A 24260-nucleotide genomic window follows, 5' to 3' on the forward strand; every position below is an offset into this window, starting at 1 on the left:
CACCAAATATGGTGTTGGGGATCAAATGCTTAATTACATACGCAAGCCGGGATCATACGGTGTTGCCGGGAACCATCCGAGGATCGGGTAGGCACTCCGGGTAGCTTTCTAGTAGCTCGCCCAAAAGCTTTTCGCGGATCATATTGCGCAGACTCCACAGGTCTCCGGCATTTCGTGAGGAGAGGTAGATGGTCACGGTCTGTAGACCATTCTGAACATCCGTCACCAGAAGCTCATTTTCTCGGCCATCCCACCGGTCCGACGCTTCAAGTAGCTCGGTGGTGCGCTCGCGCAGGTAGGCCACCGGCGCATTAAGTTTCAGTTGCAACGCGACGTTGCCAGAAATTTCAGTGCTGCGACGTGACCAGTTCTCAAACGGTGTGGTGGTGAAATACGTGGAGGGCAGAATCATTCGGCGACCGTCCAACAGTAGGACCACCACATAGGACAGGGTGATTTCTTCAACCGAGCCACGCTCCCCCTCAACCACCACGGTGTCATCCACTCGGATTGAATCGGTGAAGGCAACTTGCAGCCCGGCAAACACATTGGCCAGCGTTGATTGCACAGCCAAACCGACAACTACCGAGGCCAGACCAGCTGAGGCCAAGAGTCCTGCGCCCAGGGCCCTGACTTGCTCGATGGTCAACAGCACGGCGGCTACTGCGAGGATGCACAATACGGCGATGAGCACGCGGCGCATCAACCCCACCTGAGTTTGCACCTTGGCCAAACGACGCCCAGGACCAAACTTTGATTCGAACCGCAGCATCATGCCTGATTCGATAACGCGCACCAGCTTGATGATGAACCACGTCAGGAAGATTACCAGGATGATCAGGATGACAAACTGCCACGGGTTGTACCAAGAACGGTCCCGGTAGAAGATGGCAAAGGCCGACTTGGCGATGATTGAGGTGACCAATCCAAAGAAGGGAAGTCGGGTAGCGCGAACATCGGCTTCTTCTACACCGATGCGTTTGAGCATGCGCCGCGCAACGGTACTAAAGGCGAAGGCTAAGAGCGCGGCAACGACTGCACCGGCCAGAACGACAGCCCAGAATTGCATGGACTCAGGAAGAAAGCTTGAAACTTTTATAACTTCCTCGACCGTATCGTCTATAGGTTCAACGGGGGTAGGTGACATGTTTTAAGGATGGCACAAGGCACTAGAAAAATGCTGTGCAGAAACTTGTTGAATCCTTGTCTAGGCCGTTATTTTTCAGCGGTTTTGCTCACAGTACCCGTTGTGGATTTGGTGCTGGCGGTGCCGGATACCGCATGAGGACTAAGCATGGATCTCTTGATTACGTTTTGCTAGGCCCTGCGCGTAACACCCGATCAACCTGAGGATTAATGTGCCACCATGCTAAGTATGAGCCGAACATTTGCTTATCAGCAGGTTGATGTCTTCGCGCCCACTGCTTTTAATGGCAATGGGCTAGGAGTCGTATTCGACGCTGATCAACTCACTGATGACCAGATGCAACATTTCGCCCAGTGGCTGAACCTTGCCGAAACGGTATTTTTTGTTGAGCCCACTTCCGAAGAGGCCGACTACGCAATCCGTATTTTCACTCCGAGTACCGAGCTGCCCTTCGCCGGGCATCCCACCTTGGGTGCGGCGCATGCTTGGTTAGAGTCAGGCGGAGTCCCCGGCCCGGGCGGAAATCTCATTCAACAGTGCGAAGCAGGATTGGTTCCGGTCCGCGTAGAACGCGAAAGCACCGACAGCCATTCACGTCGCCTGGCCTTCTTAGCTCCTCCACTGACTCGTTCAGGCCCTTTGGAACCTGATGTCCTGCAATGGGCCATTAGTGGCCTGGGCATTCACGAGGACGACGTGGTTGACCACCAGTGGCTGGTCAACGGTCCACATCCTGCGGGTCTCGTTCTGCGCGATGCAGATATCGTTCTGGGGATTGAACCAGACTACGAAGCCCTGCAAGGGCTTGAAGTTGGAGTCATCGGACCTTATACGGCGTCCAGTGTTTCTCACGGCGTCTGGCAGCCACGTGGTTCAGTACTCCCCCGGGTTTCTGGAACCCGAGAAGAACTTCGCCCCCTAGATTTCTCCGACCTTGAACGTTCCGAAGAACGCTTTGGCTCGGTAGTTCTGCAACCGCCTGCCGACTTCGAGGTACGCGCCTTTATCTCGGGAGAAGCGGTGCCAGAAGATCCAGCCACCGGTTCACTGAACGCGGCCTTCGGCATTTGGCTGACTCAGTCCGGTTACGCTCCGCAGCGATACACCGTACGCCAGGGAACCCGAGTTGGTCGTGGCGCGATCTTGCATATCGAAGCCACCGAAAAAGGTGTGTGGGTCAGTGGCGATGTGGAGACTCGCATTTCAGGTGATGTGAGTTTCGACTGATTCGCCCTCATAGGCTAACTATTGATTCCTTTGTCGGCAATCAGGCACTAACCTTGACCAGTGCCTGAAACTGCGAACCCTAATACTGACTTTGATAAGAAAGCCGCGTGGCGTGCCCTCTGGGCATTAGTCATCGGCTTCTTCATGATCCTGTTGGACACCACGATTGTCTCCACAGCGATGCCTTCCATCATGACTTCTTTGGATGCTGACATATCCAGCATCTTGTGGGTCAACAGCGCCTACCTGCTCACCTTTGCAGTGCCGCTACTGGTCACTGGACGCCTTGGCGACCGCTTTGGACCACGCAATATCTACCTCATCGGTATGGTCATCTTCTCCTTGGCTTCACTGTGGTGCGGCCTGTCTGATTCGCTGGGCTCATTGGTTGCAGCCCGCGCGGTTCAGGGCTTGGGTGCAGCGATGATCTCGCCCCAGGCGATGACCATGATTACCCGTCTGTTCCCTTACCAGCACCGCGGTGCTGCCATGGGACTGTGGGGCGCCGTTGCAGGTATTGCCTCGCTGATCGGCCCTATCGCCGGCGGCCTATTAGTTGACTCCGTGGGCTGGGAATGGATCTTCTTCATCAACCTGCCTATTGCTGTAGTCAGCTTGGTCATGGTCTTCAAGTTTGTTCCGCGTTTGGCCCCGCAGGCCCACTCCTTTGACTGGCTGGGTGTTGCGCTCTCGGCAGTGGCGATGTTCTGCCTGGTCTTTGGTATTCAGGAAGGCCAGTCCTCGAACTGGGAGCCATTCATTGGCCCAATTTCCTCATGGCACCTAATCATTGCCGGCATCCTACTGATGGCCGTTTTTGTGTGGTGGCAGAACAAGACCAAATCTGAGCCACTGGTTCCGCTGCGTCTATTCAAGGTCCGCAACTTTTCGCTGGCCAACGTTGCCATCGCAGCCATGGGCGTCACTATCGCCACCATGAGCTTGCCAATGGTCTTCTTCTTGCAGAACGTTCGTGGACTGACTCCTACCGAGTCTGCGCTGATGATTTCACCTATGGCCGTGGTTGGTATTTTCATCGCCCCACGCTTGGGCAAGATGGTCAACAAGCTCAGCCCACGCAAACTCGCAGTTCCGGGCTTCATACTCTTTGGTGGCGCCACGGTGGTTTATGCGTTCATGATGCACGCCGAGATTCCGTTGTGGACGTTGCTGATTCCTTCGGCCGTTCAGGGTGTCGGCTCTGCAATGATTTGGCCGTCGCTCTCCTTGGCTGCCACCCGCGACCTCACTCCACGCGATGCTGGAGCTGGCTCCGGTATCTACAACACCACCCGTCAGATCGGTTCGGTGCTGGGTTCAGCATTGATCGCGGTGATGATGGATTCTCGTGTCCAGGCACAGATCGAAAAGGCCGGATCTAAAGATCCAGCAACGCTGATGGAAGCAACATCGGTTGGTCTGGGTCAGGCACTGTTGCTACCCGGATTTGTCGCTGTCGCCGCCGTGATCGTGGCAGCATTCCTCAGCCCTGGCAAGAAAGCCTAGCTTCAAGGCCTGCTGCCCGTAGGCACGAAAAACGCCCTTGCGATTAACGATCAATCGTCATTCGCAAGGGCGTTTCTCTGTGCTAATTAGACCTTGTCCGAAGGGCCGTCGGTGTTGTCACCCTTGAACTCATCGACCTTTTCGCCAATTTTCTCTTGAGCATCAGCAGCAAAGTCTTTGATGTTCTCGGTGGCTTCACCGGCGAACTCTTTTGCGCTCTCGACTGCTTCGCCCAGCTTCTTCTTTGCATCATCTAAGAAACCCATTGGTTCTCCTCTTAGCTTGTGTTCCAAATCTAACCACTAACAACGCCAGCCTTCAGGCTCAACTTACCGCTGGTGAACTTTGAGAGTCAGCAACGGCGCAATGCTATTTGTCTTTCTTGACCTTCTTGGCGCCCTTACGAGCAAAGATCAATGCAGCTGCGATACCTGCAAGCCAGAAGTCCTTGGCCAACGCGGTGCCGTCTGCACTTGGACGTACGCCATCAGATTCGGTCATACCTGGGGTACGTAGGTAGGAGGAGAGTAGAACTGCAGAGAATGCACCCAGTCCTAGACCCGCCAAACGTGATGGCACCAGTGGCAGCAACAGTGCGCTACCCAGTGAGATTTCCGAGATGGAAACAACCTTGCCAAAGACACTTGGTTCTAGTTCGGCTAGCTGAGGCACACCGTTGGAGGCCATCTGCTGCAGACCGGCTGCGCTAGCTTCATCAATGCGCAGCTTGTTGATGCCGCTGTTGAGAATGAATGCGCCACTGACCAATCGTAGTGCGGCGTTTGCGATCGAGATTCCCATGGGCCCTCACTTCTCTTTCCGTTGTGAACAAAAAGCGTTCCATAAAAGAACGCGTTACTGTTCAGCGTAGTCATGGCGGGTGTGGTTCACAATCATTTCGACGGCGCGCTTGTCTGTTCTCAGGATTCTGTAAACAAGTTTCGTGCTAAATTCGTAAATCATGATCGCTTCTTCCGCTGTACCTCCGGCCGCACTTGATTTGCTAATTTCACAAGGCTTTGACGCCACAAGTGTTGATGAGCTGGCAACCGCCGCAGGGATCTCACGTTCTACTTTCTTCCGCCGTTTTGGCTCCAAAGAGAACATGGTATTTGCCGACCAAGAAATGATCATCACCCACGTTCAGACAACTCTGGCTGCCTCATCCGTGGACGCAATTTCGACCCTTGTTGATGCGGCCCATGTAGTTTTTGATCAGTACACGGTTAATCCAGAAGGAGCTCAGCTGCGCCATAAGCTGCTGTCCTCTGTTTCCTCGTTGCGTGAACGAGAGCTGGTTTCTACCCATCGCTACGAACGCGCTTTTTACGACTTCCTCTCCCGACGCGGATTGACCAACACCGCCTCGGAAAAGGCTCTGTGCTTGGGCGTCAGCGCAGGGCTGGTAGCAATTCACAATGATCACCTGCGCGGCTGGATCAAGGACCCCACCAGCACCGACCGAGGCAAACTGGCACATGATGTCCGGTTGTTCCTAGGGCGCTTTGCCGACTTATTGGGTTCTGAAGGTAGCGAATCGGTCACAGCTTCGCCAGCCCCCACCGTTGTTGTATCAGTGTTGGATCCAGGCGCCGACGAGCAGTCCATCTTGCAAGCGGTCTCGGCAGCGCTCAAAGAACGAGGCTAACAAAGCCCCCGCGTTTTGAAACCTAGTTTCTTGACATGACACCGAGTTCCACTAGGCTTGAGGTGAAACCTTTTCCCTCTAGCCAATTTTGGAGCGCCTGAGATGACAGAGCAGTCAACCGGTATGGAATTTCCCACCGGAGTTGTTGAGCCTGATTACGATTTGTGGGCAGATGACGTCAACATTGACCCCACCGGAGTCTTCGCTGATGTGGATGCGGCTGACAACGCTTGGCGCGCTAAGGCACGTAAATTCATCTTGGATGAAGTCAAGGCAGACATTCATGAATACTGGGACAAGGCAGAGTACCCGCTGCACCTGATCAAGAAGCTAGGCGAACTGGATCTGCTTCGTGACGGCTTGAACTTAGACTCCCACGAAAAAATGAGTCCGCTGGCGGCCGGTTTGGTCAACATGGAAATGGCCCGCGGCGATGGGTCGGTGGCCACCATTGTTGGTGTCCAGGGTGGACTTGCGGTGCGCTCAGTGCTGTACTGCGGTAGCCCAGAACAAATTCAGAAGTATGGTTTGCCAATGCTCGCCGGCGAGCTACCCGGCGCATTTGCGCTGACCGAACCGACCCACGGTTCTGACTCGGTGTCGCTAGAAACCCGAGCAACCAAGGTTGAGGGTGGCTACCGGATCAGCGGTGAAAAGAAATGGATCGGCAACGGCTCGATTGGTGGCGTCTCCATCGTGTGGGCACGCGATGATGAAGGCAAGGTCCGCGGTTTTGTTGTCCATCAGGATGCCGAAGGCTACAGCGCAACGACCATTGCCAATAAGCTCTCCCTGCGTGCCATCTGGCAGGCACACATTCGCATGGAAAACGTCTTTGTTCCCGACGGAGATGTCCTGCCGGAAGCTACAAGCTTTAAGGACACCTCACGCGTACTGTTCGCTACTCGTCTGGGCGTTGCCTGGTCCGCGGTGGGACATGCCACTGCCTGCTATGAGTCGGCAGTGAACTACGCCAAGCAGCGCGTGCAGTTTGGCCGCCCGCTTGCCGCAAGCCAGATTGTGCAGGAGCGTTTGGCTCGCATGCAGTCCGAGCTGGCGTCCATTCAGGTGTTGGTCATGCAGGCAACTAAGCGAGAAACCACTGGCGAGCTCACCGGCCCGCAGGCCTCTTTGGCCAAGTACACCGCTACCCGTACCGCTCGTGCCATCGCTTCTAACGCTCGTGACTTGCTCGGCGGCAACGGTATTCTGACCAGCAACCGCGTAGCGCGACACTTTGCCGATATTGAAGCAATCCATACCTATGAAGGCACTGAAACCGTTCAGGCCTTGATTATGGGACGCGATATCACTGGCATTTCAGCTTTCGCCTAATGACTAAAGCACACACGTAGTCAGTACGTTGGGGACCAGTTCACATTGAACTGGTCCCCAACGTTTTGTTCATCGCTACTGACGATTTAATCTATTTTTTGTCTTGGCCGTAGCCACATGCTCCCACGGATTCTCCGGCCATGGATGCTTCGGATAACGCCCACGCATCTCGGAACGAACCTGCGCGTAAGGACCGTTAAAGAAGCTCACGAGGTCTTCCGTCACTGCCAGCGGAAAACCGCCCGGCGAGAGTAGATGGAACTGTACCGGGAGCTTGTCCCTAACTAAACGCGGGGATTTATCCAGTCCAAAGCACTCTTGCAATTTCACCGCGACCACCGCCGGGCCACTGTCCCCTACCGGTGGATAGGTAACAACAATCTTTGATCCTGATGGAACTTCTAGACGTTGCGGTACTAAGGAATCAAAGTCGTGAGCGTGCTCCCAGGGCAGTAAGTTGCGCAGTGCAGAGTACAGATCAACCTTGGCCACGTTCTTTCCGTTGGCTACCTGACGCAGAACAGGTTGCAACCAGTTCTGTGCATCATTACTTAGCGATTGATTATCCACGGCAGCAAAGGGTTCGCCGAGCAAACGGTAGGCCACAGCCATTCGCCGACGCAGAGCATCAAAGTTTTCATGTTCACCGAAGAAGGCCATCCCTTGGTCTTGAATTGCTGACTCAACAGCTTTCATACCGAGCTCTTCAGTGGCTTTGATCGGATGGGAAGCTAACTCGATGGCGCCAAAGTTTTCTATCTTTCGTGCGCTAATCTTCCCATCGATAAATTCGGCAGTTTCAACGCTCTTGTGTAGCTGCGGAAGAAGCTCCATGGCTGTCTGCAGCTCAATACCGACGGCACGTCGGATCATTGCTTTAGACCCAGCACGGGCAACCTCGACTACAGCCACGTACTCTTCATGGGCCAACGGGCTATTTCTCGGCAACGTGGCACGAGTGCCTGACGCCAATAGATATTCATCGTGGCTGACCTTACGCGCCACCCATTGTGGGTAGGCCAAAGCGCTGACACCGGCCAGCGCATCGCGCTCTGTGCCAGCCGGTTGCTGCTTAGCTAAGGAAGCGTCAGTGTGCAGTTCTAGCAGTCGTTCAAGTCGCGCGGCTTCTTGCTTCCAGGCACGGTTCCCAGGATGCGAACTGCGCCGTACTGCCGATTCCAACTCGTGTAGATCCGCGCTGGCGATTCGCTCAGAGCTCGCTAAGAGAGCCACAACTTCAGAAGCTGCTCGGGGGCCATAGATTTGTGCACCGTCGAGTAGTGCGCGAGCAGTTCGAGGGTCCGTGGGAATCTTGGCCATCTGCTCACCTTGGGCGGTGATGTACCCAGAATCATCCACGGCACCAAGGCTCTTGAGCACCTGCTCGTCACTAGCCATGGTGGATGCTGGCGGCGCTTCCCAAAGATCTAGTCCCTCACCACGTGGTGTTCCCCAGACCGCCATTGCCAGCCCCGCTGATACCAGATCACCGGTTCGAATTTCCGGGGTTGAGAATTCTGCCGCGGCGGCAAAAGACTTTAGATCTAAGGTACGCACAACACGTCCAGGGCCAAGTCGTCCAGCACGGCCAGCACGCTGCGTTGCGGCGGCACGGCTGGCCACCACGGTCACGAGCCCGGACATTCCTCTGGCGTTATCCCGGCGTGGTTCGCGGGCATAGCCCGCATCAATAACAAGGTGAACTCTAGGGACGGTCAAGGAAGATTCAGCAATAGACGTTGCGACGATAATTCGTGGTTCACTGCCCAGCTCCGGCACACTGAGTATCGAGTCCTGCTGCGCCGAAGATATTTGCGAGTGCAAGGCCAAGGCGGTGACGCCACTGGCCGAAATTTGAGCGCAGATACGTTCTACTTCGCGCACGCCGGGAAGGAAAACCAAGGTGTCAACCGGTTCATCACTGTGTGCATTTACGGCCGCGGAGTGCTGCAGGCTCACGCTGGCCACATGTCGAAGGTACTCGTCTTTGAGCCCATACTCATTGGTGCGAGCCGATGAAAAGCTATCAAAGCTTTCGGCGACCTCATACTGTGCGGTGCGCGCGCTGAGCACCGGAGCCGCAGCCTCACGGGTTAGAAACTGTGCAAGTTCTTGGGCATGCAAGGTGGCGCTCATCAGAATCAGTGAGAGGTCATCACGCAATTGACTGACTTGATTCACCATCGCCAAAAGAAGGTCGGTATCAATCGAGCGTTCATGGACTTCATCGATAATGACCGCGCTGACGCCGGCCAGATCTGGATCCGCCAGCAACCTGCGCAGCATCAAGCCGGCGGTCACAAATTCAACGCGGGTGTTGGCCGAACTTTTTCGTTCTCCACGTACGGCAAAGCCCACCCGCTCACCCAGAGCGGTTCCGTCCAACTGCGCTAAGCGTCGAGCCGCTGCACGGGCCGCCACACGGCGAGGCTGGGTGACGATTATCATTCCGTTCAGCCCTGCCTGATCTAGTGCATTGGCTACCGTTGGCGGAACGATGGTGGTTTTACCGGAGCCCGGCGGTGCTTGAATGACTAGTGGTCCAGAAGGGTTGTTTGCTAGGGCGTCAAACAGCTCATTGCGGCTCGGACCGAAGGCCAGACCCGAAGAGATCCGTTCAAGATCAAAGCCACCATCGCTCATACGCTTCGCCCAGACCAGAAGGATCGAATGGCAGAGATGATCGGGTCAATCGGGAACAAGGTTCCGCCATGGGTGCGCCCGGGCAGGGCCACCATGCGCGCATTGGGTAACGTGTGGACCATGATTTTGTTTTGGTCAAAGCGGGGTTGATCCCGAGTGCCGATCAGCAACAGCGTGGGAATCCTAATTTTGGCCAGTTCGCTCAGCTCAACATTTTGTACTGTTTCGGCTGCTTCATAATATGCAGCGAGGGCCAGCGGATCATTGGATCTAAACGCCAGCCTTGTGGCAGGATCCAGCTTGCCGTTGGTTTCTTGGCCAGTAACAAATCCTTCGATATCTCCGCGACGCAGGGTTTCAAGGTATCCGGGGAAGAAGAGTTTGCCGATCTCCCCTTCGGTAATTTCGAAAGTGCCACCAAGCATGATCAATGAAATAACTTGTTCAGGGTGGGTCATGGCCAGGTGCATTCCGGTACGCGCACCAAATGAATAGCCAACAACATGTACTCGATCAACGTTGAGATGTTGAAGTACTGCTTGGATGTCGCTGATGACCTTGTCCATCGTGTAATCAGCAACGTCATGAGACTTGGAAGATTTCCCATGTCCACGCAGGTCCATGCGGATAGTTCGATGATCTTCGCCCAGAGCTTTGGTGTACCCCAGTCCCCGCCAGATAGAGCGAGACAAAGCAGAGCCATGTAAGAAGAGAATTGGCTCTCCGCCTGCACCATCATCATCAAAGAAGATATCTGAACCGTCGACAGGATTATTGATCATTGGCATGTCTTTGATTAAATCCCTTCGAAGCGAGGATGGCGAAATCCGAGTTCCGTACAAGCTATCGACAATGCCGTGCATTAGGTGAAGACTGACAGTACGTGAACAGGCCAAGGCCACCGATCACGGCAGACCATCCAAGTAGAAAAAGGGGGAATACTATGAGCGAGAAACTAACCGACGAGCAACAGCTCGCAGCTGACGAAGAAAAGAAACGTCATGACGAGCACGATGAAGCGCTTGTCGAAGAATGGGAAGACGAATCCTTCCCGGCTTCTGACCCACCTTCAAATTACTAATCACTATGCATCTTGAGTGAGCACACACTTAGCACTCAGCTTGTTTCAAGACTCGGCTCCTAGTGTGGTGATTACCTTCTTAAGGTGCGAGTGATTTAGAAGAACCGATCCACACAGGCGTTACCTCCTTGGCCTGCTGGATCGGTTCTTCTATTTAAGCTGCGCCTACCTGGGCTCGTCTGCCCACCAGCATGCGCGTTACGCATTTAGCAGATTTACCGGCAGGTATCGTGCGACTTAGGTCGCTTGCCATATTCTGAAGTGGAAGACCCTCCGTCATCCACCCCGTCAGCATCGACGCTGGCAGAAAGGTGTCTCGTGGAATACGAGCGAATCCCGGCCGTCAACGAATTGCACCGCCCTTACACCGCTGCAGCCGACAGGTATGAGCATTTCGGTTACCGCCGTGTGGGTGAGTCAGGTTTACGCCTTCCACCATTGTCGTTAGGGCTGTGGTGGAATTTCGGTGATAACCGTCCTTTTGATTCCCAGCGCGAAATTCTCCGTCATGCCTTTGACCACGGAATCAACCACTTTGATCTAGCCAATAATTATGGGCCTCCAGCTGGCTCGGCAGAAGAGAACTTCGGGCGCATGATGCGCAAGGACTTCAAGGCCTACCGCAATGAACTGCTGATCTCATCCAAGGCTGGCTACAACATGTGGCCTGGTCCTTACGGCACTTTCGGTTCGCGTAAGTATCTGCTCGCGTCGTGCGAGGCCTCCTTGGAGAAGATGGGTTTGGACTACGTTGACATCTTCTACTCGCACCGTTTTGATCCAGACACTCCCCTAGAGGAAACCATCGGCGCTCTGGATACCTTGGTCCGCCAGGGCAAGGCCACCTATGTCGGCATTTCCTCATACTCTGCAGAACGTACCGCTGAAGCCAAGGCAATTGCCGATGACTTGGGCACGCCACTCGTCATCCACCAGCCTTCATACAACATTCTCAATCCTTGGGTTGAGCATGGCCTGCTGCAGACTTTGCAGAAGGAGAATATGGGTGCGATTGCGTTCACTCCGTTGGCACAAGGTCTGCTGACCGATAAGTATCTGTCCACCACCGATGTTGAGCGTCAAGGTGGCCGGCGTTCTTTGGAAAGCCAGCTCACCGAAGAAAACCTCACCAAGGTGCGTCGCTTGAACGAGATTGCACAGCAGCGCGAGCAGTCACTAGCACAGATGTCTCTGGCTTGGTTGTTGCGCGATGGCGCTGCAACGTCGGTGCTCATTGGCGCTTCTTCAACTAAGCAGCTCGATGAGAACTTGGGGGCTCTGAAGAATCTGGAGTTCACGCAAGCTGAACTTTCCAGCATTGCAGAGATCGCTCAGGGTGATGCGGGCATCGACTGGTGGCGCGCTTCAGCTATCAGCTAGTACCCCTCTCGCCGCTGACCAAGCGGATCAGTTTGCGGCCGTGGTCTCCCAAGTCTCTCGGGCAGACCACGGCCCTTTCTTGGTGATCAACAAGCACGTTATTTCCCACCGTTCAAATTTGCTTCTTCATAGTGGCTCAAACGCGAATCTGAGGATAAGCTCAGAGTAGACGCGGAATGAAGTGAATTACATTCATTTATCGAGTGAAGTCCGATAGCGTCAAGTTACAGGCTTACGCTGACGAATCTGCATTAACGACAGGAGCATTGATGAGCGCCCCAACTTATAAGGTTTTGAACCCTGCTACCGGCGAGGTTGTCGAAGAATTCGCTTCAGCAACCGACGAGCAAGTTGAGCAGGCACTAGCTGCCGCCCAGTCTGCCTACGAGGCATGGCAGGACGTAGACATCAACGAACGCGCAAAGATTGTTTCCAAAGTCGGAGCACTCTTCGCCGAACGTGCGGATGAACTGGGCAAGATCATGACCACGGAAATGGGTAAGCCCGTTTCTGAAGCAGTAGGCGAAGCACAGTACTGCCAGGAAATCTTTGAATACTTCGCAAGCGAGGGCCCAACTCTAGCTGCGGATCAGGAAATCAAGTCGTTCTCCGGCGGCAAGGCTGTCGTGCAGAAGCGCCCAGTTGGTCCACTGCTTGGCATCATGCCTTGGAACTTCCCGCTGTACCAGGTTGCTCGCTTCGCAGCACCTAACCTGATGCTGGGCAATACCATCATCTTGAAGCACGCTGAGTCTTGCCCACGTTCGGCCCTAGCTATTCAGGAAATCATGGATGAGGCTGGCGTCCCAACAGGCGCTTACAACAACGTCTTCGCTACCCACGACCAGATCTCCACCATCATTGCTGATACCCGTATCCAGGGTGTTTCCTTGACTGGTTCCGAACGCGCTGGCGCCATCATTGGAGAGCAGGCCGGCCGCAACCTGAAGAAGGCCGTACTGGAGTTAGGTGGCTCGGATCCGTTCGTAGTTCTCGACTCGGATAATGTTCCGGCAATCGTTGATACCGCGTGGGGATACCGCATCGATAACACCGGTCAGGCGTGTAACTCGAACAAGCGCATGATTGTCATGGAAGGCATCTATGACGAGTTCGTTTCAGAGCTGACCAAGCGTGCCGCTGGCTTGAAGCCAGGTGACCCAATGGAAGAAGCAGAAGGAACCTTCGCACCGCTTTCCTCCCGCAAGGCAGCAGAGTCCCTGCACGAGCAGGTTCAGGATGCAGTATCCAAGGGTGCAACCCTGCACGCCGGTGGCGTATTGCACGATGGACCTTCGGCTTACTACTCCCCTGCTGTACTTACCGGCATCACCAAGGACATGCGCGCCTACTACGAAGAGCTGTTCGGCCCTGTAGCAGTGGTCTACAAGGTGACCAGCGATGAAGAAGCTGCAGACTTGGCTAACGACACCATCTACGGTCTTGGCGGTTCGGTGCACTCCACCGACGTGGAGCGTGCCTCGAAGGTAGCCCAGAAGTTGCAGACCGGCATGACCAACGTCAACACTCCAAGTGCCGAGGGTGCAGAAATGCCTTTCGGTGGCGTGAAGCGTTCGGGCTTCGGCCGAGAGCTTGGACCACTGGGTATGGATGAGTTCGTGAACAAGCGACTGTTCTACATCGGCGAATAACCACACTGGTAAAGGCAGGTATCCGAGTATTGCTCAGATACCTGCCTTTACTCTTGTCGATAGCTGCAACGAGACTCTACTCGCCACGACTTGCACCAGCACTAATCCATCTCAAAGTCCTAAACTGTCACTTTTGGACGAGACCTATTCCATGATTTCGGCTGCTGGTCTTTGAATACGGCGACTCACCACCATGGCCGGCGGGTATGCACTCGAATTCCGCCCCGGAGGTACTGACTCGACCCTGACAGGCTTAGTCAGTATCAGTTCGACTACCCGGACTAATTGTACGGATTCGCATACCCCCGGAAGACTGCCTTGCGCAGTGAACTGGGTCCCGAAAGTTGGACTAGCTAAATAATAGTCCCTGCTCAGGCTACAAGGTTATGGCGCCGATTCGTGTTGTACCAATCGATGTACGCTTCAATTTCCACTTTGGGCTCTCCAAGATCCCTAAAGTGCTCTCCATGGAACATCTCCGACTTGAGACTGGTTGGGTCCCTTTGAGCGGTCCAGCATCTATGCGATAGCTCACTGATTCTCTCTAACCCATTCATCCCATAACCGGGACGGCGTCATTCCATCCAAGGAACCATGGGGGACGTTCCTGATTGTAAATGTCCTTCCATTCATCGGCCGCATACTTTGCCTCCACCACGGTATCTGTGATTTCCCCAGAGAGCTGTTCACGCCGGAACTGCGCATTAAACGACTCAATAAAACCGTTCTGCCAGGGCGAACCTGGATCGATAAACGCAGTGCGCACCCCAGCATTGTTGAACCAATCCACCAGCCCGCCGGCAGTGAATTCAGGCCCGTTATCGCACCGCACGAACGTCGGTTGGAGTCCGGTTTCGGCAATGATGCCCTCCAAAACATCCACCACGTCCGTAGCCTTGAAAGACCGGCGGTCAATGATTGAGCTGTCAGGGTCAAGGGCTTAACCACTTTTGATGATGAACCGGGCACGGGAACCACGCCGCTGCGAAGTTCGGTGTGCCAACCGCTGCTGCGAGTGCAGCCAAGCAGATCGAATGAGCTCTGAATATCGTTCAATCCCGTTAGACGTACGAATAACAATGCCAGGCGCCCAGGGCGTCTGCAAAGTCAGTGACTGGTGTCCAAACCGATCAGCGACAACACTCGGTCAGGATGATTGCGTAGCTTCCGCGTAGCCTTCGCCAAATTACTGTGCCCGAGATTCTTAAGTAACGTAATCGCGATATTCCTCAACGTTGCCATCGCGTGCGGAGCATTCCCGGTCCTGACTTGAGATTTATCCTCCCGCCAAGTCACGTCCCGCCTCCAATGCAGGCCGTTCTCAATACCCCAATGCTTTTGAACCCGTTCGCCCAACTCTCGGGGACTTGCAAGATGTGTCGGCAACGACGTCAATGCATGCACCGTCTCAAGATGCCACTTCGTTGAGTTTAACGACCGTGATTTACGGGTGATCTGCATTGCTTGGGTCGCATGCGGGAAACTAGTCCCGGTGGTCACAGTGACGCTTTTGACTGTGCGAATGGTCCGACGCCCATTCTTCGTCTGAATAGTACGATTACCTTCCGGCATAGCGTCCCATGGGAGTTGCTCAAGCTCAGCCAAAAGCTTGGCTTGGTTGCCTTTGACAGTAAAAATATAGTGCGCTTCACGCCCATGCAGATACCTAGCATGTCCCTTTTGCGTATGTAGGGCATCGGCTGTCACGACGGTACCTTTAAGGTCCGTCACGTGATCTAACAAGGTTGTGAACTGGGTAATCTCGTTGGTTTTGACTCCCACAGAAACTTGGCTGAGCACCGCGTGGGAGTCTTGGTCAATGGCTGATAACAGATGCACGCGTGGGTGGTTTCCGTTCTTCGCTCCGCGGACCTCTTTGCCATCGATAGCGATCGCTCTGATTCTTGTGTTGTGGCGTGTTCGGTGACGTAAGTTTTGGACCCAATCAGCAAGGAGCAGCTCAAAAGTTCGGGTATCCAGGAGCTGAAGTACCCTGGCGATCGTTGTAGCGTGGGGTGCTCCGATGCCGTATCTGGCCAGCTGTTGTGGGGGCTGTGTCTTGAGCCCATTCAGCGATCTCAACCAGGCTTTTCGCTCCTGCGATGACCGCGCAGATGACGATGACTAAGATATGGGCTAGCGGATGGCGGATGCCGCGTTTGGCGCGGGGATCTGGGAGTGCCGCTAAGCTGCGAAGGAATGTTTTGGGTTGAATGATGTCGGGGTGGAGTCCTTCAAATTGGTCAATGAAGGCATGCAAATGAGACGATGGCACGTAGGAACTCCTGTGCTGACATGTGGGCTTGAACATTCACATGTTTAACAGGGGTTCCTGCCTATTTAAAGCCAGATCAAATTTGTCTCAGATTTTAAGACGATTTGACCGGTTCAGGACTTTGCAGACGCCCTGGAGCAGGACTACTTTTGATGCACCGAAAACAACGCCTAACTAGTAGCTCCCGGCATGCAGCTCCATGGGCCCCAAGCCTCAAACACGGCAAGTGGATCTTGTATTCAGCTATTCTGCCGATGACTGGCCTAGTAAACGGTCCGCAATTGGCTAGCGGGAACCCACATCTCTTCGCCGTCGCGGTCGATCTGACGCCAGGCGCCCTGTCGCGCAACAATAATTACCGCGGTATCTGCCGGGAGAATGCGTACCAGCGAATGGTGGTCGCCCGGACCGCGTCGTGCGTTGAGTCGAATCGTGGTCAGCGCTCGCTGATTTGGTACGGCGATCAGACCGCCACGCGCTGGACGTGCCGGGATCTCCTGCAGGTACATACTCGGTACCCAACCGAGAAGTTTTCCTGCCTGAACCTGGGACCAGAGGCCCTGCTGGAGCATCGAACGAACCTTGTTGCCCTGATCTATGACCTTTAGTACGGGATATCCCGTGCCGCTGCCCTTGCGCAGGTTCAGTGTCGCCGTGGTTACGTGGGTCGCTTCAATCAGCGAGTAACGGGAGAGCACCGGTTCGGCGTAGTCATCCTCGTCTTCGTTCTCGGCCACAACTGGCTGATCAAAGACTGTCGGGATTGGCTCCAAATAGATATTGGGCAGCCAGCCGTAAATTCCGTTAACAAACACATGGGCCCAAGATCCTTGAACTTCAATCAAGGCGAGCTCGGTGAGCTCGGCAAGGTTGCTCTGCACAACATAGTGCCGTCCGGCACCCTTGCGCAGTTTCAGCGAGGCAGTAGTCCGATGGGTTAACGTTACTGACGACGTCAAAGCCGACTTATGCGGTAAGCCCAATGGGTTCACAACCACCTCAAATAAAAACTTAGGGAAGCAACCGAAGGTTGCTTCCCTAAGTTTATTCCATTTTCAGAAGATGCGTACTTCCTACACGATTAGTCATCGGATGGACGAGAGCCGAGCTCAGCATCCAGACGCAAAAGACCACTTCCGTCGTTGCCAATTAGCTTCACGCGATCCAGAATTTCAGAGACGGTTGCCTCTTCTTCAATCTGCTCATCGATGAACCAGTGCAGCAGTGGAAGGGAGTCAATGTCTCCCTCGGTCTGAGCCAGACGGTAAAGCTCACGAATTGCTTCGGAGACCTTCTGCTCATGAGCCAGGGATGCTGCAAAAGCATCAGCGACGCTCTTGATGTTCAGCTCTGGTGCTGGCTGCTCGCCAATCTTCGGGTGAGCCGAGCGGTCAGTCATGTGAGTGATGAACTTTTCTGCGTGTACAACTTCTTCGCCAGCCTGGGCGCGGAACCAACCAGCGATACCTGGAAGGCTCTTGACGTCCATTTCAACTGCCAGCTGACGGTAAACCGTGGCTGCGGTTAGTTCGAGAGTTACCTGAGTGCTGAAGGCTTCTGCCAGTTTTCCTGTAAGTTCCATGTCTTTAGACTAGGACGAAATTCCTGACTTGTCACTGAAGTTTGCACTCACTTAGTCCAACCCGAATTAGGGAATCATCCCACGTTGCGAGCAAGTTATCGTAGCCGATGCTAACCAAGGTTAGGTAAACCGAACAGCACCTAAACTACCGGCTAAGTCCAGCTCTGCGCAGCGCCTCTGCCATAGCAGTGTTGCCCGAAGCCGCCGGCTGTCGTTCTTGCGCACGAGTCTTTCGGTTTTGCTGTCCACCACGCTGATTTTCACCGCGCGCTGAAGGACGAGGAGCACTGGTCGTTTTGCGCTGGCGCGAAGCACCGTTGTTGTTTGGCTCTCCAGCTACCGGTAGCTCATCATCCAGACGCAGCGTGAGAGAGATGCGCTTGCGGACACTGTCGACTTCCAAAACCTTGACCTTAACGATCTGTCCAGAGCTTACTACCTCACGCGGATCAGAGATGAACTTAGAGCTCATTGCGGACACGTGAATCAAACCGTCTTGGTGGACGCCTAAATCAACAAACGCTCCGAAGGCAGCAACGTTGGAGACCGTTCCTTCAAGAATCATGCCCGGCTTAACATCTTTGAGGCTCTCAACGCCTTCCTTGAGGGAAGCGGTCACAAATTCGCCACGCGGGTCACGAGCAGGGCGACGCAATTCAGAAATAACGTCGCGGATCGTTGGCTCACCGAATTGTTCAGTGACAAAGTCCTGAACGCTAAGCTCTTCTAGTCGACGCCCTTGAGCTTCGGCCGCCTGCTGTAGTTTCTTGGCCAAGTCATATGCTTCAGGGTGGACCGACGAAGCATCTAGCTGCTCCTTGCCTCCGGTGATGCGAAGGAATCCCGCACACTGCTCAAAGGCCTTGGCACCTAGGCGAGGAACCTTGAGCAGAGCCTTGCGTGAGGCGAATGGACCATTAGCGTTTCTGTGATCAACAATGTTCCGGCTGAGCAGTGGGCCCACACCAGCCACACGAGAGAGTAATGCTGGGGATGCAGTATTAACGTCTACGCCGACCGCGTTCACACAGTCTTCAACGACGGCATCCAGGGCACGATCTAGCTTGGAAGCAGTAACGTCATGCTGGTACTGACCAACGCCGATGGACTTTGGATCGATCTTGACCAGCTCAGCCAATGGGTCCTGCAGGCGGCGAGCAATGGACACGGCTCCACGTAGGGACACATCCATATCGGGTAGTTCTTGGCTTGCCAGTTCTGAGGCGGAGTAGACCGACGCACCGGCCTCGGAGACGATCACCTTACTGATCTTCGAATCGCCCAAGGCCTTGATGACCTCAGCCGCCAAACGGTCTGTTTCGCGCCCAGCGGTTCCGTTGCCCACGGCGATGAGGCTCGTTCCATGCTTCTTGGCTAGCTGAACCAAAGTTGCTAGGGACTCGTCCCACTTCTTCACCGGAGCATGAGGATAGATCGTGGCAGTTTCAATACACTGACCGGTCAGATCCACTACCGCGACCTTCACGCCGGTACGGAGTCCAGGATCCAAGCCAAGCACTGCCTTATTTCCCGCCGGAGCAGCAAGCAAAACGTCGCGGAGATTGGAGGCGAAAATCTTCACTGATTCATCTTCTGCTGCGTCAAAGAGTCGCGAGCGAAGATCAGACTCAAAGCGGGTTAACAGGCGCGCTTTCCAGGCCACGCGGACGGTCTGGGAGATCCAGGACGCAGCTGGCGCACCGGTAGGAACATTGAGACCCAGCGACGCGGTGATCGCATTTTCGTATCCTTGGCGTGCCTGGGCTACCGCCTCTTCATCGTGTGGATCAGCTTCAGCCAGCTGCAGGTTCAAAACGCCTTCACGTTCGCCACGCAGGAGCGCCAAAACCCGGTGTGAAGGCAGCCGGTCCAGATTAGCAACGTAGTCCAGATAATCGGAGTACTTGCCCTGGCCTTCGGTGCTGGCAGTGGGTGAAACGCTGGCAGAAATCTTGCCAGTCTTCCACAAGCGTTCGCGTAGTTCACCGGCCAGTGCCACGTCTTGAGATACCCGCTCGGTGACGATGGAACGTGCACCGGAAAGCACGTCGGCTTCGGCGGCAAATCCGGCCTCGGCATTGAGATACTTTGTTGCCGCTTGCTGCGGGTCAGTTGAAGGAGTGGAAAGCAATAGGTCTGCCAGCGGCTCCAACCCTGCCTCACGAGCGATCTGAGCTTTGGTGCGGCGCTTGGATTTGAAGGGAAGGTAAATGTCTTCCAACTCAGCCTTGGTGGCCGCTGCTGCAATGGCGGCCGAAAGCTCATCGGTGAGCTTGTCTGCTTCGGCGATCGCTTCGCGCACCACAACTCGTCGGTCTTCAAGTTCGCGCAGGTACCGCAGGCGCTCTTCAAGTAAACGTAACTGGCTATCGCTGAGTGTTCCGGTGACTTCTTTTCGGTAACGAGCGATAAATGGAACGGTTGATCCCGAATCAAGTAGCTCTACCGCTGCCTTGACCTGCCACGTGGCAACCGTGGATTCAGTGGACAGTTCCTTGGCCAGCTGAGCGATGATTCGCTGTTGCACACCGTGGTCACTTACTGTGTTCTTCTGCTCGCTACTCACCGATCCATTGTGTCTTAACGGCTCTAAAGTTCAGATGATCGACTCGGTTAGCATTCAGCTGAAATTCATTATCGGTCGCTAGAATTTAGTTCCATGGGGAAAGTGAAATTTCGTAAGGTGGCATCGGTATTTGCGATAACATCAGTAGCACTGCTTAGTGCCGGATGTTCTGTAGTTGAAGACACCGCATCTCGTGCGTCAGACCAACTCACCGACGCTGCTAGCAAAGAACTCGTACGTCAGGCGTGCGCTCCGATTCAAGACGGCACCATCAATTCCAGTGAGCTTCGTGTGCTCTCCTCCATCGTGGGGTCTGTAGAGGGCGGCGGCCTTCCGGAGGATATGGTCAACGTTCTCAACGAGTTGGCTGATTCCGGGGATAAGGCCCCGGCAGCTCTCCAGGATCGGTTAAAAACCTCCTGTGACAACGCCACCGCCCAGAGCAACTAACAAATCAGTTCCCACGCCAGTGATCTAGAATTTTGTCATGGTTGAAATTCCCACCAGTGGCAAAGTACGACTCGACGCTTGGTTGTGGTCTGTTCGGGTTTACAAGACTCGCTCCGCGGCAACTACTGCCTGCCGTGCTGGGCATGTGCGTTTAAACGGAGATCCGGTTAAGGCATCACAAAATGTGGTCTCCGGAGATCGGGTTCGTGTGCGCAAAGACGGTTTTGACCGAGACCTTGAAGTCACCGGCTTGCTCTCCAAACGAGTTTCAGCTCCGGTAGCCACCAAGTGCTATATCGATCATTCTCCACCGCGTGAACGGATGGTGGTCCCGCAAGTTCCTTTGCGCGAGCGTGGTGCCGGGCGTCCCACCAAGAAGGACCGCCGCGAGATGGATCGCTTGCGTGCTTCCTGGCAGGAACCCGGCTCCGAGCAGTAGCTCTCTTATGACTCTTTAGATCTAGGACAGCTCGATGACTGGCACGTCTGTCTCAAAGTTGAAGATTTGTGAGTAGAACGCCAACGACGATTCCAAAGCCCGCACAATATTCTCCGACTTCCTGAATCCATGCTGTTCACCTTCAAAGAGAATGTAGGCGTGCTTGATACCGCGGGCAGCGAGCGCATCAGCAACAACCTGCGATTGGGCAGGTGGCACCACCTTGTCCTCGTCACCTTGCAGCAGCAGTACCGGGCAAGAAATCTTTGATACGTGATTGATCGGGGCACGCTTCTCATACAGGTCGGCGGCTTCTGGGTAAGGGCCCACCAAAGAGAACATGTACTGGGATTCAAAATCGTGAGTATGCTGCACCAGACCTACAAGGTCTGAGACACCGTACCGGCTGATCCCTGCGGTAAATACGTCAGCGAAGGTCAGTGCACAAAGAACGGTCCAACCGCCGGCGCTACCGCCTTCAATGCCGATCCGCGCCGGGTCAGCAATTGATTGTCTTACCAGTGCGTTGATCACCGCAACGGTGTCGGCAACATCAACAACTCCCCACGAGCCGCGCAATCTATTGCGGTATTCGCGACCGTAACCGGTTGAGCCACCGTAGTTCACATCAATAACACCGATGCCGCGCGAGGTGTAATAGGCCACCGCTGCACTCAGTGTTGCCGTCGCCTGACTGGTTGGTCCGCCGTGAACGAAGGTGACAAATGGTGGCAGCTCGTCCTCTACGCCGGCATAGCCTGCTTGGGTTGGGCGGTAGAGCAGCGCGTGTACCGATTGGCCTGCCAGGTTTTTGCATTCAAATTCTTCAACCTCTGGCAGCATGGCTGGGTCAGGCAAGCTCTGAATAGAACGAGTGATCTCGCGGTGTTCCAAAGTTTCGATATTGATCAAGGTGATCTGCTCACCGTGAGTCATCGATGAGGTGCCGGCCAACAACCAGTCGTCTTTGAGTGCCAAAGGACGGATCCCGGTGAAGGGAAGGGAAATGTCGTCCAGTCCCCCGGTCACCGAATGCACTCGTGCCAAGGATTTGGTTCCAGTTCCGTATGAGCAGAGCAAGCTATGTGGGTTTTCCACCAGGTACCAGCTGGTACCTACCTGCCATAGTGGTCCTGCAAATTCTGCAGGACGGTCAACTAGTCGAGTGGTGCGTGAAGACCCATCCTGATAAACGTAGGGATTCCACCAGCCGCTGGCATCAGAGATGAACGCAATGCGGTCATCATCAAGCCATTCAGGTTGCATCACTGAGACATCTTCGCCACCGGCAATGATGTTGCTATTAAGCACTCCTGCTTCAGTCATCTCGGCAAGGTGCAAGTTGGTGGAGTCCCACGGCATATTTGGGTGTTCCCAACTGATCCACGTCAGCTTCTCACCATTAGGGCTTAAGCGCGGAGCCGCTACAAAGCGGGCCGGAGCGCTCAGAATTCGTATGTTGGAAAGGTCTTGGGCAGCACTGCCGTCCAAGGGAATGGCCACGATCTGTCGTACAGGTTCTGCCCGCAGGTCTTCCATGATGGCCAAGACGCTACCTTCGGGACCACGCTTAAACTCTGCAAAACGTAGCGCCGGGTCAGCATCAACCATGCTTTCTGGGGTAAGTGGAGTCGGTTCGCCTTCGCCAATAGTTAAGGAATAAACACGCTGGTCGCTGAAGTTAGCAAAGATTATTTGTGCAGCGCCCTGTTCGATGAGCGTCCAGCTCGCTCCACCGTATTCGTGGACTCGTGAGCGAACGTTGAACGGGGCATCAACCAGCTGTTTGCCAGCTTGGCCGTTGCTGTCGTAATCGACCAGGGTGATGCGGCCACCTTCAGCGGGGCGTCCTTCTTGGACAATAATCCGCTCGCCGTAGAAGCAGGCGCCGCCCAATGGCTTGGTCCCTGCAGCAACGTCTTGTGCTGTGATTGATGAGGGCCAGGATCCGAAAGGCAAGTGCATAGGCATATTCTTGATCCTAGCGATCTTTGGGATACAGAACGACCCCTAAGAAGATTCATGTTCAAGAGCTTGGAAAACAATGAGTAAATTTGCCGTATTTCTTCGCGGAGTGAACGTTGGTGGCGTAAAGGTCCTTATGAAGGACTTGTCGCAGTTACTGCTATCCGCCGGCTTCACCGAGGTCAAGACCTTGCTGGCCAGCGGTAACGTGGTGCTTTCATCAGAAGAGTCTGACCCGCAGATCATTCAAGCTACCTGCAATGAACTTCTGGCAACGCACTACCAACGCGAGATCCCCACGTTGGTTTATACCGCCGAAGAAATCAAAGAATTATCCGGACCTTTTGGGATGCCTCTGCCTGAGCCAGTGGCAGAGCATCACTGTTATCTCACGCTGTGCCAGAGCGAAGATGATGCCCTAGCTATGGGCGAGGCCATCAAGACGTTAGATGACTCCAGAGAATTATTGACCATCGGCCGGGCCATCTGCTGGATCGCTTCTAAGGGAACCAGCACCACTGACCCAGTAGCGAAGCTAATCCAAGCCCAAGCCAAGCGAAGAATCATCACGACAAGAAACCACAACACACTGGTGAAAATCGCCAAGATTGTTGGCTAAGGCTCAGACAGGCAATAATTGGGCATTGACCACACTTCGCCGACTGCACTAAAGGCTCTGGAATGTATATTCTGATCGAACTCGTCGGCATCTTCTTCTTCGCCGTTGCAGGATCTTTAATGGCTGCCCGGCGCGGATTTGATCTCGTAGGCTCTGCCTTCCTCGGCGGAGTCTGCGGTTTGGGCGGTGGAGTGGTCAGAGATTTGATCCTTAACGAGTCCCCTGCGACCTTCCAGCATCCGATCTACTTCGTACCACCAGCCTTAGCCGCGCTGTGCGTTTATGCCTTCACACCGGCGGTAAAGAAATTGCACCGACTCATTCAGCTTTTTGACGCTGCAGGGCTGGGCCTATTCTGTGTTACCGGCACCCTCAAAGCGTTGGAACATCACTTCAATCCGGTCACTGCCGTGCTGCTAGGCATTATTACCAGTGTGGGCGGCGGATTGCTGCGTGATGTCATTTCTAATGTGACCCCGGATCTGTTCAACCCCCGCGATATTTATGCGATGGCTGCCATGGTCGGTTCAGCTCTCACAGCTGTAGCCTGGCACGCTGGATTGATGAACGCTGCGGTCGGAGCAGGTATCGCTGCGCTGGCCTTTATCATCCGTGTTGCGTCGTTGCGTTTCGGTTGGTCGGTGCCTTTGGCCGCCGGACACTGGCACCGCCCGAATCACAGCACACCAGGGTCAGACGGTCCGCAGCGTCACTACTTCTAGGTTCGCGCTGATTCTAGGTTCGC

Annotated in this window: 23 protein-coding genes and 1 pseudogene; 11 read left to right on the forward strand and 13 right to left on the reverse strand. The window is 54.6% G+C overall.

Annotated elements, in window-relative coordinates; translation table 11 throughout:
• Positions 1 to 52 precede the first annotated feature (52 nt).
• Positions 53 to 1069: a mechanosensitive ion channel family protein gene (locus ACT3RW_RS13685; RefSeq protein WP_444614113.1), complete on the reverse strand. Its 1017-nt coding sequence runs from the start codon at positions 1067 to 1069 to the stop codon at positions 53 to 55.
• 306 nt (positions 1070 to 1375) lie between these two features.
• Between ACT3RW_RS13685 and ACT3RW_RS13690 the strand changes: the two genes are divergently transcribed.
• Both ACT3RW_RS13690 and ACT3RW_RS13695 read left to right on the forward strand, forming a co-directional pair.
• A complete protein-coding gene (locus ACT3RW_RS13690) occupies positions 1376 to 2374 on the forward strand; it encodes a PhzF family phenazine biosynthesis protein (protein ID WP_444614114.1) in 999 nt (332 codons plus the stop codon).
• 60 nt (positions 2375 to 2434) lie between these two features.
• On the forward strand, positions 2435 to 3880 hold the full coding sequence (locus ACT3RW_RS13695) for a DHA2 family efflux MFS transporter permease subunit (RefSeq protein ID WP_444614115.1): 1446 nt from the start codon (positions 2435 to 2437) through the stop codon (positions 3878 to 3880).
• 86 nt (positions 3881 to 3966) lie between these two features.
• Here ACT3RW_RS13695 and ACT3RW_RS13700 read toward each other — a convergent pair whose 3' ends face one another.
• Both ACT3RW_RS13700 and ACT3RW_RS13705 read right to left on the reverse strand, forming a co-directional pair.
• Complete coding sequence (locus ACT3RW_RS13700) at positions 3967 to 4146, reverse strand: CsbD family protein (protein ID WP_131089026.1); 180 nt, start codon at positions 4144 to 4146, stop codon at positions 3967 to 3969.
• Between the two features lie 103 nt (positions 4147 to 4249).
• Positions 4250 to 4681, reverse strand: a complete 432-nt coding sequence (locus tag ACT3RW_RS13705; RefSeq protein WP_444614116.1) for a hypothetical protein — start codon at positions 4679 to 4681, stop codon at positions 4250 to 4252.
• A gap of 160 nt (positions 4682 to 4841) precedes the next feature.
• On the opposite strand from ACT3RW_RS13705, the gene ACT3RW_RS13710 reads away from it, so the two are divergent.
• Both ACT3RW_RS13710 and ACT3RW_RS13715 read left to right on the forward strand, forming a co-directional pair.
• On the forward strand, positions 4842 to 5528 hold the full coding sequence (locus tag ACT3RW_RS13710) for a TetR/AcrR family transcriptional regulator (protein ID WP_131089028.1): 687 nt from the start codon (positions 4842 to 4844) through the stop codon (positions 5526 to 5528).
• Positions 5529 to 5630: 102 nt separating this feature from the next.
• The gene (locus ACT3RW_RS13715) at positions 5631 to 6863 is read left to right on the forward strand and encodes an acyl-CoA dehydrogenase family protein (RefSeq protein WP_444614117.1); all 1233 of its coding nucleotides are present in this window, start codon (positions 5631 to 5633) and stop codon (positions 6861 to 6863) included.
• Positions 6864 to 6938: 75 nt separating this feature from the next.
• Here ACT3RW_RS13715 and hrpB read toward each other — a convergent pair whose 3' ends face one another.
• Both hrpB and ACT3RW_RS13725 read right to left on the reverse strand, forming a co-directional pair.
• Positions 6939 to 9506 (reverse strand): ATP-dependent helicase HrpB, encoded by a 2568-nt coding sequence (hrpB, locus tag ACT3RW_RS13720; RefSeq protein WP_444614118.1) that lies wholly within the window; start codon positions 9504 to 9506, stop codon positions 6939 to 6941.
• Complete coding sequence (locus tag ACT3RW_RS13725) at positions 9503 to 10288, reverse strand: alpha/beta fold hydrolase (protein ID WP_444614119.1); 786 nt, start codon at positions 10286 to 10288, stop codon at positions 9503 to 9505. Before ACT3RW_RS13725 ends, hrpB begins: the two co-directional genes overlap by 4 nt.
• A 161-nt stretch (positions 10289 to 10449) precedes the next feature.
• Between ACT3RW_RS13725 and ACT3RW_RS13730 the strand changes: the two genes are divergently transcribed.
• The 3 genes from ACT3RW_RS13730 (at position 10450) to ACT3RW_RS13740 (ending at position 13619) form a co-directional block, all read left to right on the forward strand.
• Positions 10450 to 10587, forward strand: a complete 138-nt coding sequence (locus ACT3RW_RS13730; RefSeq protein ID WP_165477297.1) for a hypothetical protein — start codon at positions 10450 to 10452, stop codon at positions 10585 to 10587.
• A gap of 318 nt (positions 10588 to 10905) precedes the next feature.
• Positions 10906 to 11967 carry an L-glyceraldehyde 3-phosphate reductase gene (gene mgrA / locus ACT3RW_RS13735; RefSeq protein WP_444614120.1) on the forward strand — a complete coding sequence of 354 codons (1062 nt, stop codon included), beginning with the start codon at positions 10906 to 10908 and terminating at the stop codon, positions 11965 to 11967.
• Between the two features lie 269 nt (positions 11968 to 12236).
• Positions 12237 to 13619: an NAD-dependent succinate-semialdehyde dehydrogenase gene (locus ACT3RW_RS13740; RefSeq protein WP_444614121.1), complete on the forward strand. Its 1383-nt coding sequence runs from the start codon at positions 12237 to 12239 to the stop codon at positions 13617 to 13619.
• 371 nt (positions 13620 to 13990) lie between these two features.
• On the opposite strand, the gene ACT3RW_RS13745 is transcribed toward ACT3RW_RS13740, so the two are convergent.
• The 7 genes and pseudogenes from ACT3RW_RS13745 to ACT3RW_RS13775 all read right to left on the reverse strand — a co-directional run bounded on the left by ACT3RW_RS13745 (position 13991) and on the right by ACT3RW_RS13775 (position 20042).
• Positions 13991 to 14176 (reverse strand): IS3 family transposase, encoded by a 186-nt coding sequence (locus ACT3RW_RS13745; RefSeq protein ID WP_444614122.1) that lies wholly within the window; start codon positions 14174 to 14176, stop codon positions 13991 to 13993.
• A pseudogene (locus tag ACT3RW_RS13750) lies at positions 14151 to 14541 on the reverse strand (integrase core domain-containing protein); the annotation flags it as partial. The pseudogene ACT3RW_RS13750 and the gene ACT3RW_RS13745, both read right to left, overlap by 26 nt.
• A 185-nt stretch (positions 14542 to 14726) precedes the next feature.
• Positions 14727 to 15692: an ISAs1 family transposase gene (locus ACT3RW_RS13755; protein ID WP_444614650.1), complete on the reverse strand. Its 966-nt coding sequence runs from the start codon at positions 15690 to 15692 to the stop codon at positions 14727 to 14729.
• Positions 15580 to 15894 carry a transposase family protein gene (locus ACT3RW_RS13760; RefSeq protein WP_165477299.1) on the reverse strand — a complete coding sequence of 105 codons (315 nt, stop codon included), beginning with the start codon at positions 15892 to 15894 and terminating at the stop codon, positions 15580 to 15582. The genes ACT3RW_RS13755 and ACT3RW_RS13760 overlap by 113 nt, the downstream gene beginning before the upstream one ends.
• A gap of 263 nt (positions 15895 to 16157) precedes the next feature.
• A complete protein-coding gene (locus ACT3RW_RS13765; RefSeq protein WP_262199434.1) occupies positions 16158 to 16886 on the reverse strand; it encodes an SH3 domain-containing protein in 729 nt (242 codons plus the stop codon).
• Between the two features lie 89 nt (positions 16887 to 16975).
• Positions 16976 to 17476 carry a ferritin gene (locus ACT3RW_RS13770; RefSeq protein WP_131089036.1) on the reverse strand — a complete coding sequence of 167 codons (501 nt, stop codon included), beginning with the start codon at positions 17474 to 17476 and terminating at the stop codon, positions 16976 to 16978.
• A 145-nt stretch (positions 17477 to 17621) separates the two neighbouring features.
• Positions 17622 to 20042: a Tex family protein gene (locus ACT3RW_RS13775; protein WP_444614123.1), complete on the reverse strand. Its 2421-nt coding sequence runs from the start codon at positions 20040 to 20042 to the stop codon at positions 17622 to 17624.
• 93 nt (positions 20043 to 20135) lie between these two features.
• Here ACT3RW_RS13775 and ACT3RW_RS13780 point away from each other — a divergent pair, with 93 nt between their 5' ends.
• Together ACT3RW_RS13780 and ACT3RW_RS13785 are read left to right on the forward strand one after the other, a co-directional pair.
• Positions 20136 to 20492 carry a hypothetical protein gene (locus ACT3RW_RS13780; RefSeq protein ID WP_131089038.1) on the forward strand — a complete coding sequence of 119 codons (357 nt, stop codon included), beginning with the start codon at positions 20136 to 20138 and terminating at the stop codon, positions 20490 to 20492.
• Between the two features lie 37 nt (positions 20493 to 20529).
• Entirely contained in the window at positions 20530 to 20931 is a 402-nt protein-coding gene (locus ACT3RW_RS13785) for an RNA-binding S4 domain-containing protein (RefSeq protein WP_131089039.1), read from the forward strand.
• Between the two features lie 21 nt (positions 20932 to 20952).
• Here the strand turns inward: ACT3RW_RS13785 and ACT3RW_RS13790 are convergent, their stop codons facing one another.
• Entirely contained in the window at positions 20953 to 22902 is a 1950-nt protein-coding gene (locus ACT3RW_RS13790; RefSeq protein ID WP_444614124.1) for a S9 family peptidase, read from the reverse strand.
• A 73-nt stretch (positions 22903 to 22975) separates the two neighbouring features.
• On the opposite strand from ACT3RW_RS13790, the gene ACT3RW_RS13795 reads away from it, so the two are divergent.
• Both ACT3RW_RS13795 and ACT3RW_RS13800 read left to right on the forward strand, forming a co-directional pair.
• Positions 22976 to 23515: a DUF1697 domain-containing protein gene (locus tag ACT3RW_RS13795; RefSeq protein ID WP_444614125.1), complete on the forward strand. Its 540-nt coding sequence runs from the start codon at positions 22976 to 22978 to the stop codon at positions 23513 to 23515.
• 62 nt (positions 23516 to 23577) lie between these two features.
• Positions 23578 to 24237, forward strand: coding sequence for a trimeric intracellular cation channel family protein (locus ACT3RW_RS13800; protein WP_444614126.1), 660 nt, complete (start codon positions 23578 to 23580; stop codon positions 24235 to 24237).
• Positions 24238 to 24260 lie beyond the last annotated feature (23 nt).

This window comes from Glutamicibacter sp. AOP5-A2-18 (assembly GCF_052446055.1).
In the GTDB taxonomy this organism is placed as follows: domain Bacteria; phylum Actinomycetota; class Actinomycetes; order Actinomycetales; family Micrococcaceae; genus Glutamicibacter.

Bases quoted from the DNA above. Each gene is read 5' to 3' on its own strand.
- ACT3RW_RS13770 (WP_131089036.1), bottom strand. From the start codon at position 17,476: ATGGAACTTACAGGAAAACTGGCAGAAGCCTTCAGCACTCAGGTAACT.
- ACT3RW_RS13725 (WP_444614119.1), bottom strand. From the start codon at position 10,288: ATGATCAATAATCCTGTCGACGGTTCAGATATCTTCTTTGATGATGAT.
- ACT3RW_RS13690 (WP_444614114.1), top strand. From the start codon at position 1,376: ATGAGCCGAACATTTGCTTATCAGCAGGTTGATGTCTTCGCGCCCACT.
- ACT3RW_RS13685 (WP_444614113.1), bottom strand. From the start codon at position 1,069: ATGCAATTCTGGGCTGTCGTTCTGGCCGGTGCAGTCGTTGCCGCGCTC.
- ACT3RW_RS13780 (WP_131089038.1), top strand. From the start codon at position 20,136: ATGGGGAAAGTGAAATTTCGTAAGGTGGCATCGGTATTTGCGATAACA.
- ACT3RW_RS13800 (WP_444614126.1), top strand. From the start codon at position 23,578: ATGTATATTCTGATCGAACTCGTCGGCATCTTCTTCTTCGCCGTTGCA.
- ACT3RW_RS13715 (WP_444614117.1), top strand. From the start codon at position 5,631: ATGACAGAGCAGTCAACCGGTATGGAATTTCCCACCGGAGTTGTTGAG.
- hrpB (WP_444614118.1), bottom strand. From the start codon at position 9,506: ATGAGCGATGGTGGCTTTGATCTTGAACGGATCTCTTCGGGTCTGGCC.
- ACT3RW_RS13740 (WP_444614121.1), top strand. From the start codon at position 12,237: ATGAGCGCCCCAACTTATAAGGTTTTGAACCCTGCTACCGGCGAGGTT.
- ACT3RW_RS13785 (WP_131089039.1), top strand. From the start codon at position 20,530: ATGGTTGAAATTCCCACCAGTGGCAAAGTACGACTCGACGCTTGGTTG.
- ACT3RW_RS13745 (WP_444614122.1), bottom strand. From the start codon at position 14,176: ATGAATGGGTTAGAGAGAATCAGTGAGCTATCGCATAGATGCTGGACC.
- ACT3RW_RS13700 (WP_131089026.1), bottom strand. From the start codon at position 4,146: ATGGGTTTCTTAGATGATGCAAAGAAGAAGCTGGGCGAAGCAGTCGAG.
- ACT3RW_RS13790 (WP_444614124.1), bottom strand. From the start codon at position 22,902: ATGCCTATGCACTTGCCTTTCGGATCCTGGCCCTCATCAATCACAGCA.
- ACT3RW_RS13730 (WP_165477297.1), top strand. From the start codon at position 10,450: ATGAGCGAGAAACTAACCGACGAGCAACAGCTCGCAGCTGACGAAGAA.
- ACT3RW_RS13710 (WP_131089028.1), top strand. From the start codon at position 4,842: ATGATCGCTTCTTCCGCTGTACCTCCGGCCGCACTTGATTTGCTAATT.
- ACT3RW_RS13795 (WP_444614125.1), top strand. From the start codon at position 22,976: ATGAGTAAATTTGCCGTATTTCTTCGCGGAGTGAACGTTGGTGGCGTA.
- ACT3RW_RS13705 (WP_444614116.1), bottom strand. From the start codon at position 4,681: ATGGGAATCTCGATCGCAAACGCCGCACTACGATTGGTCAGTGGCGCA.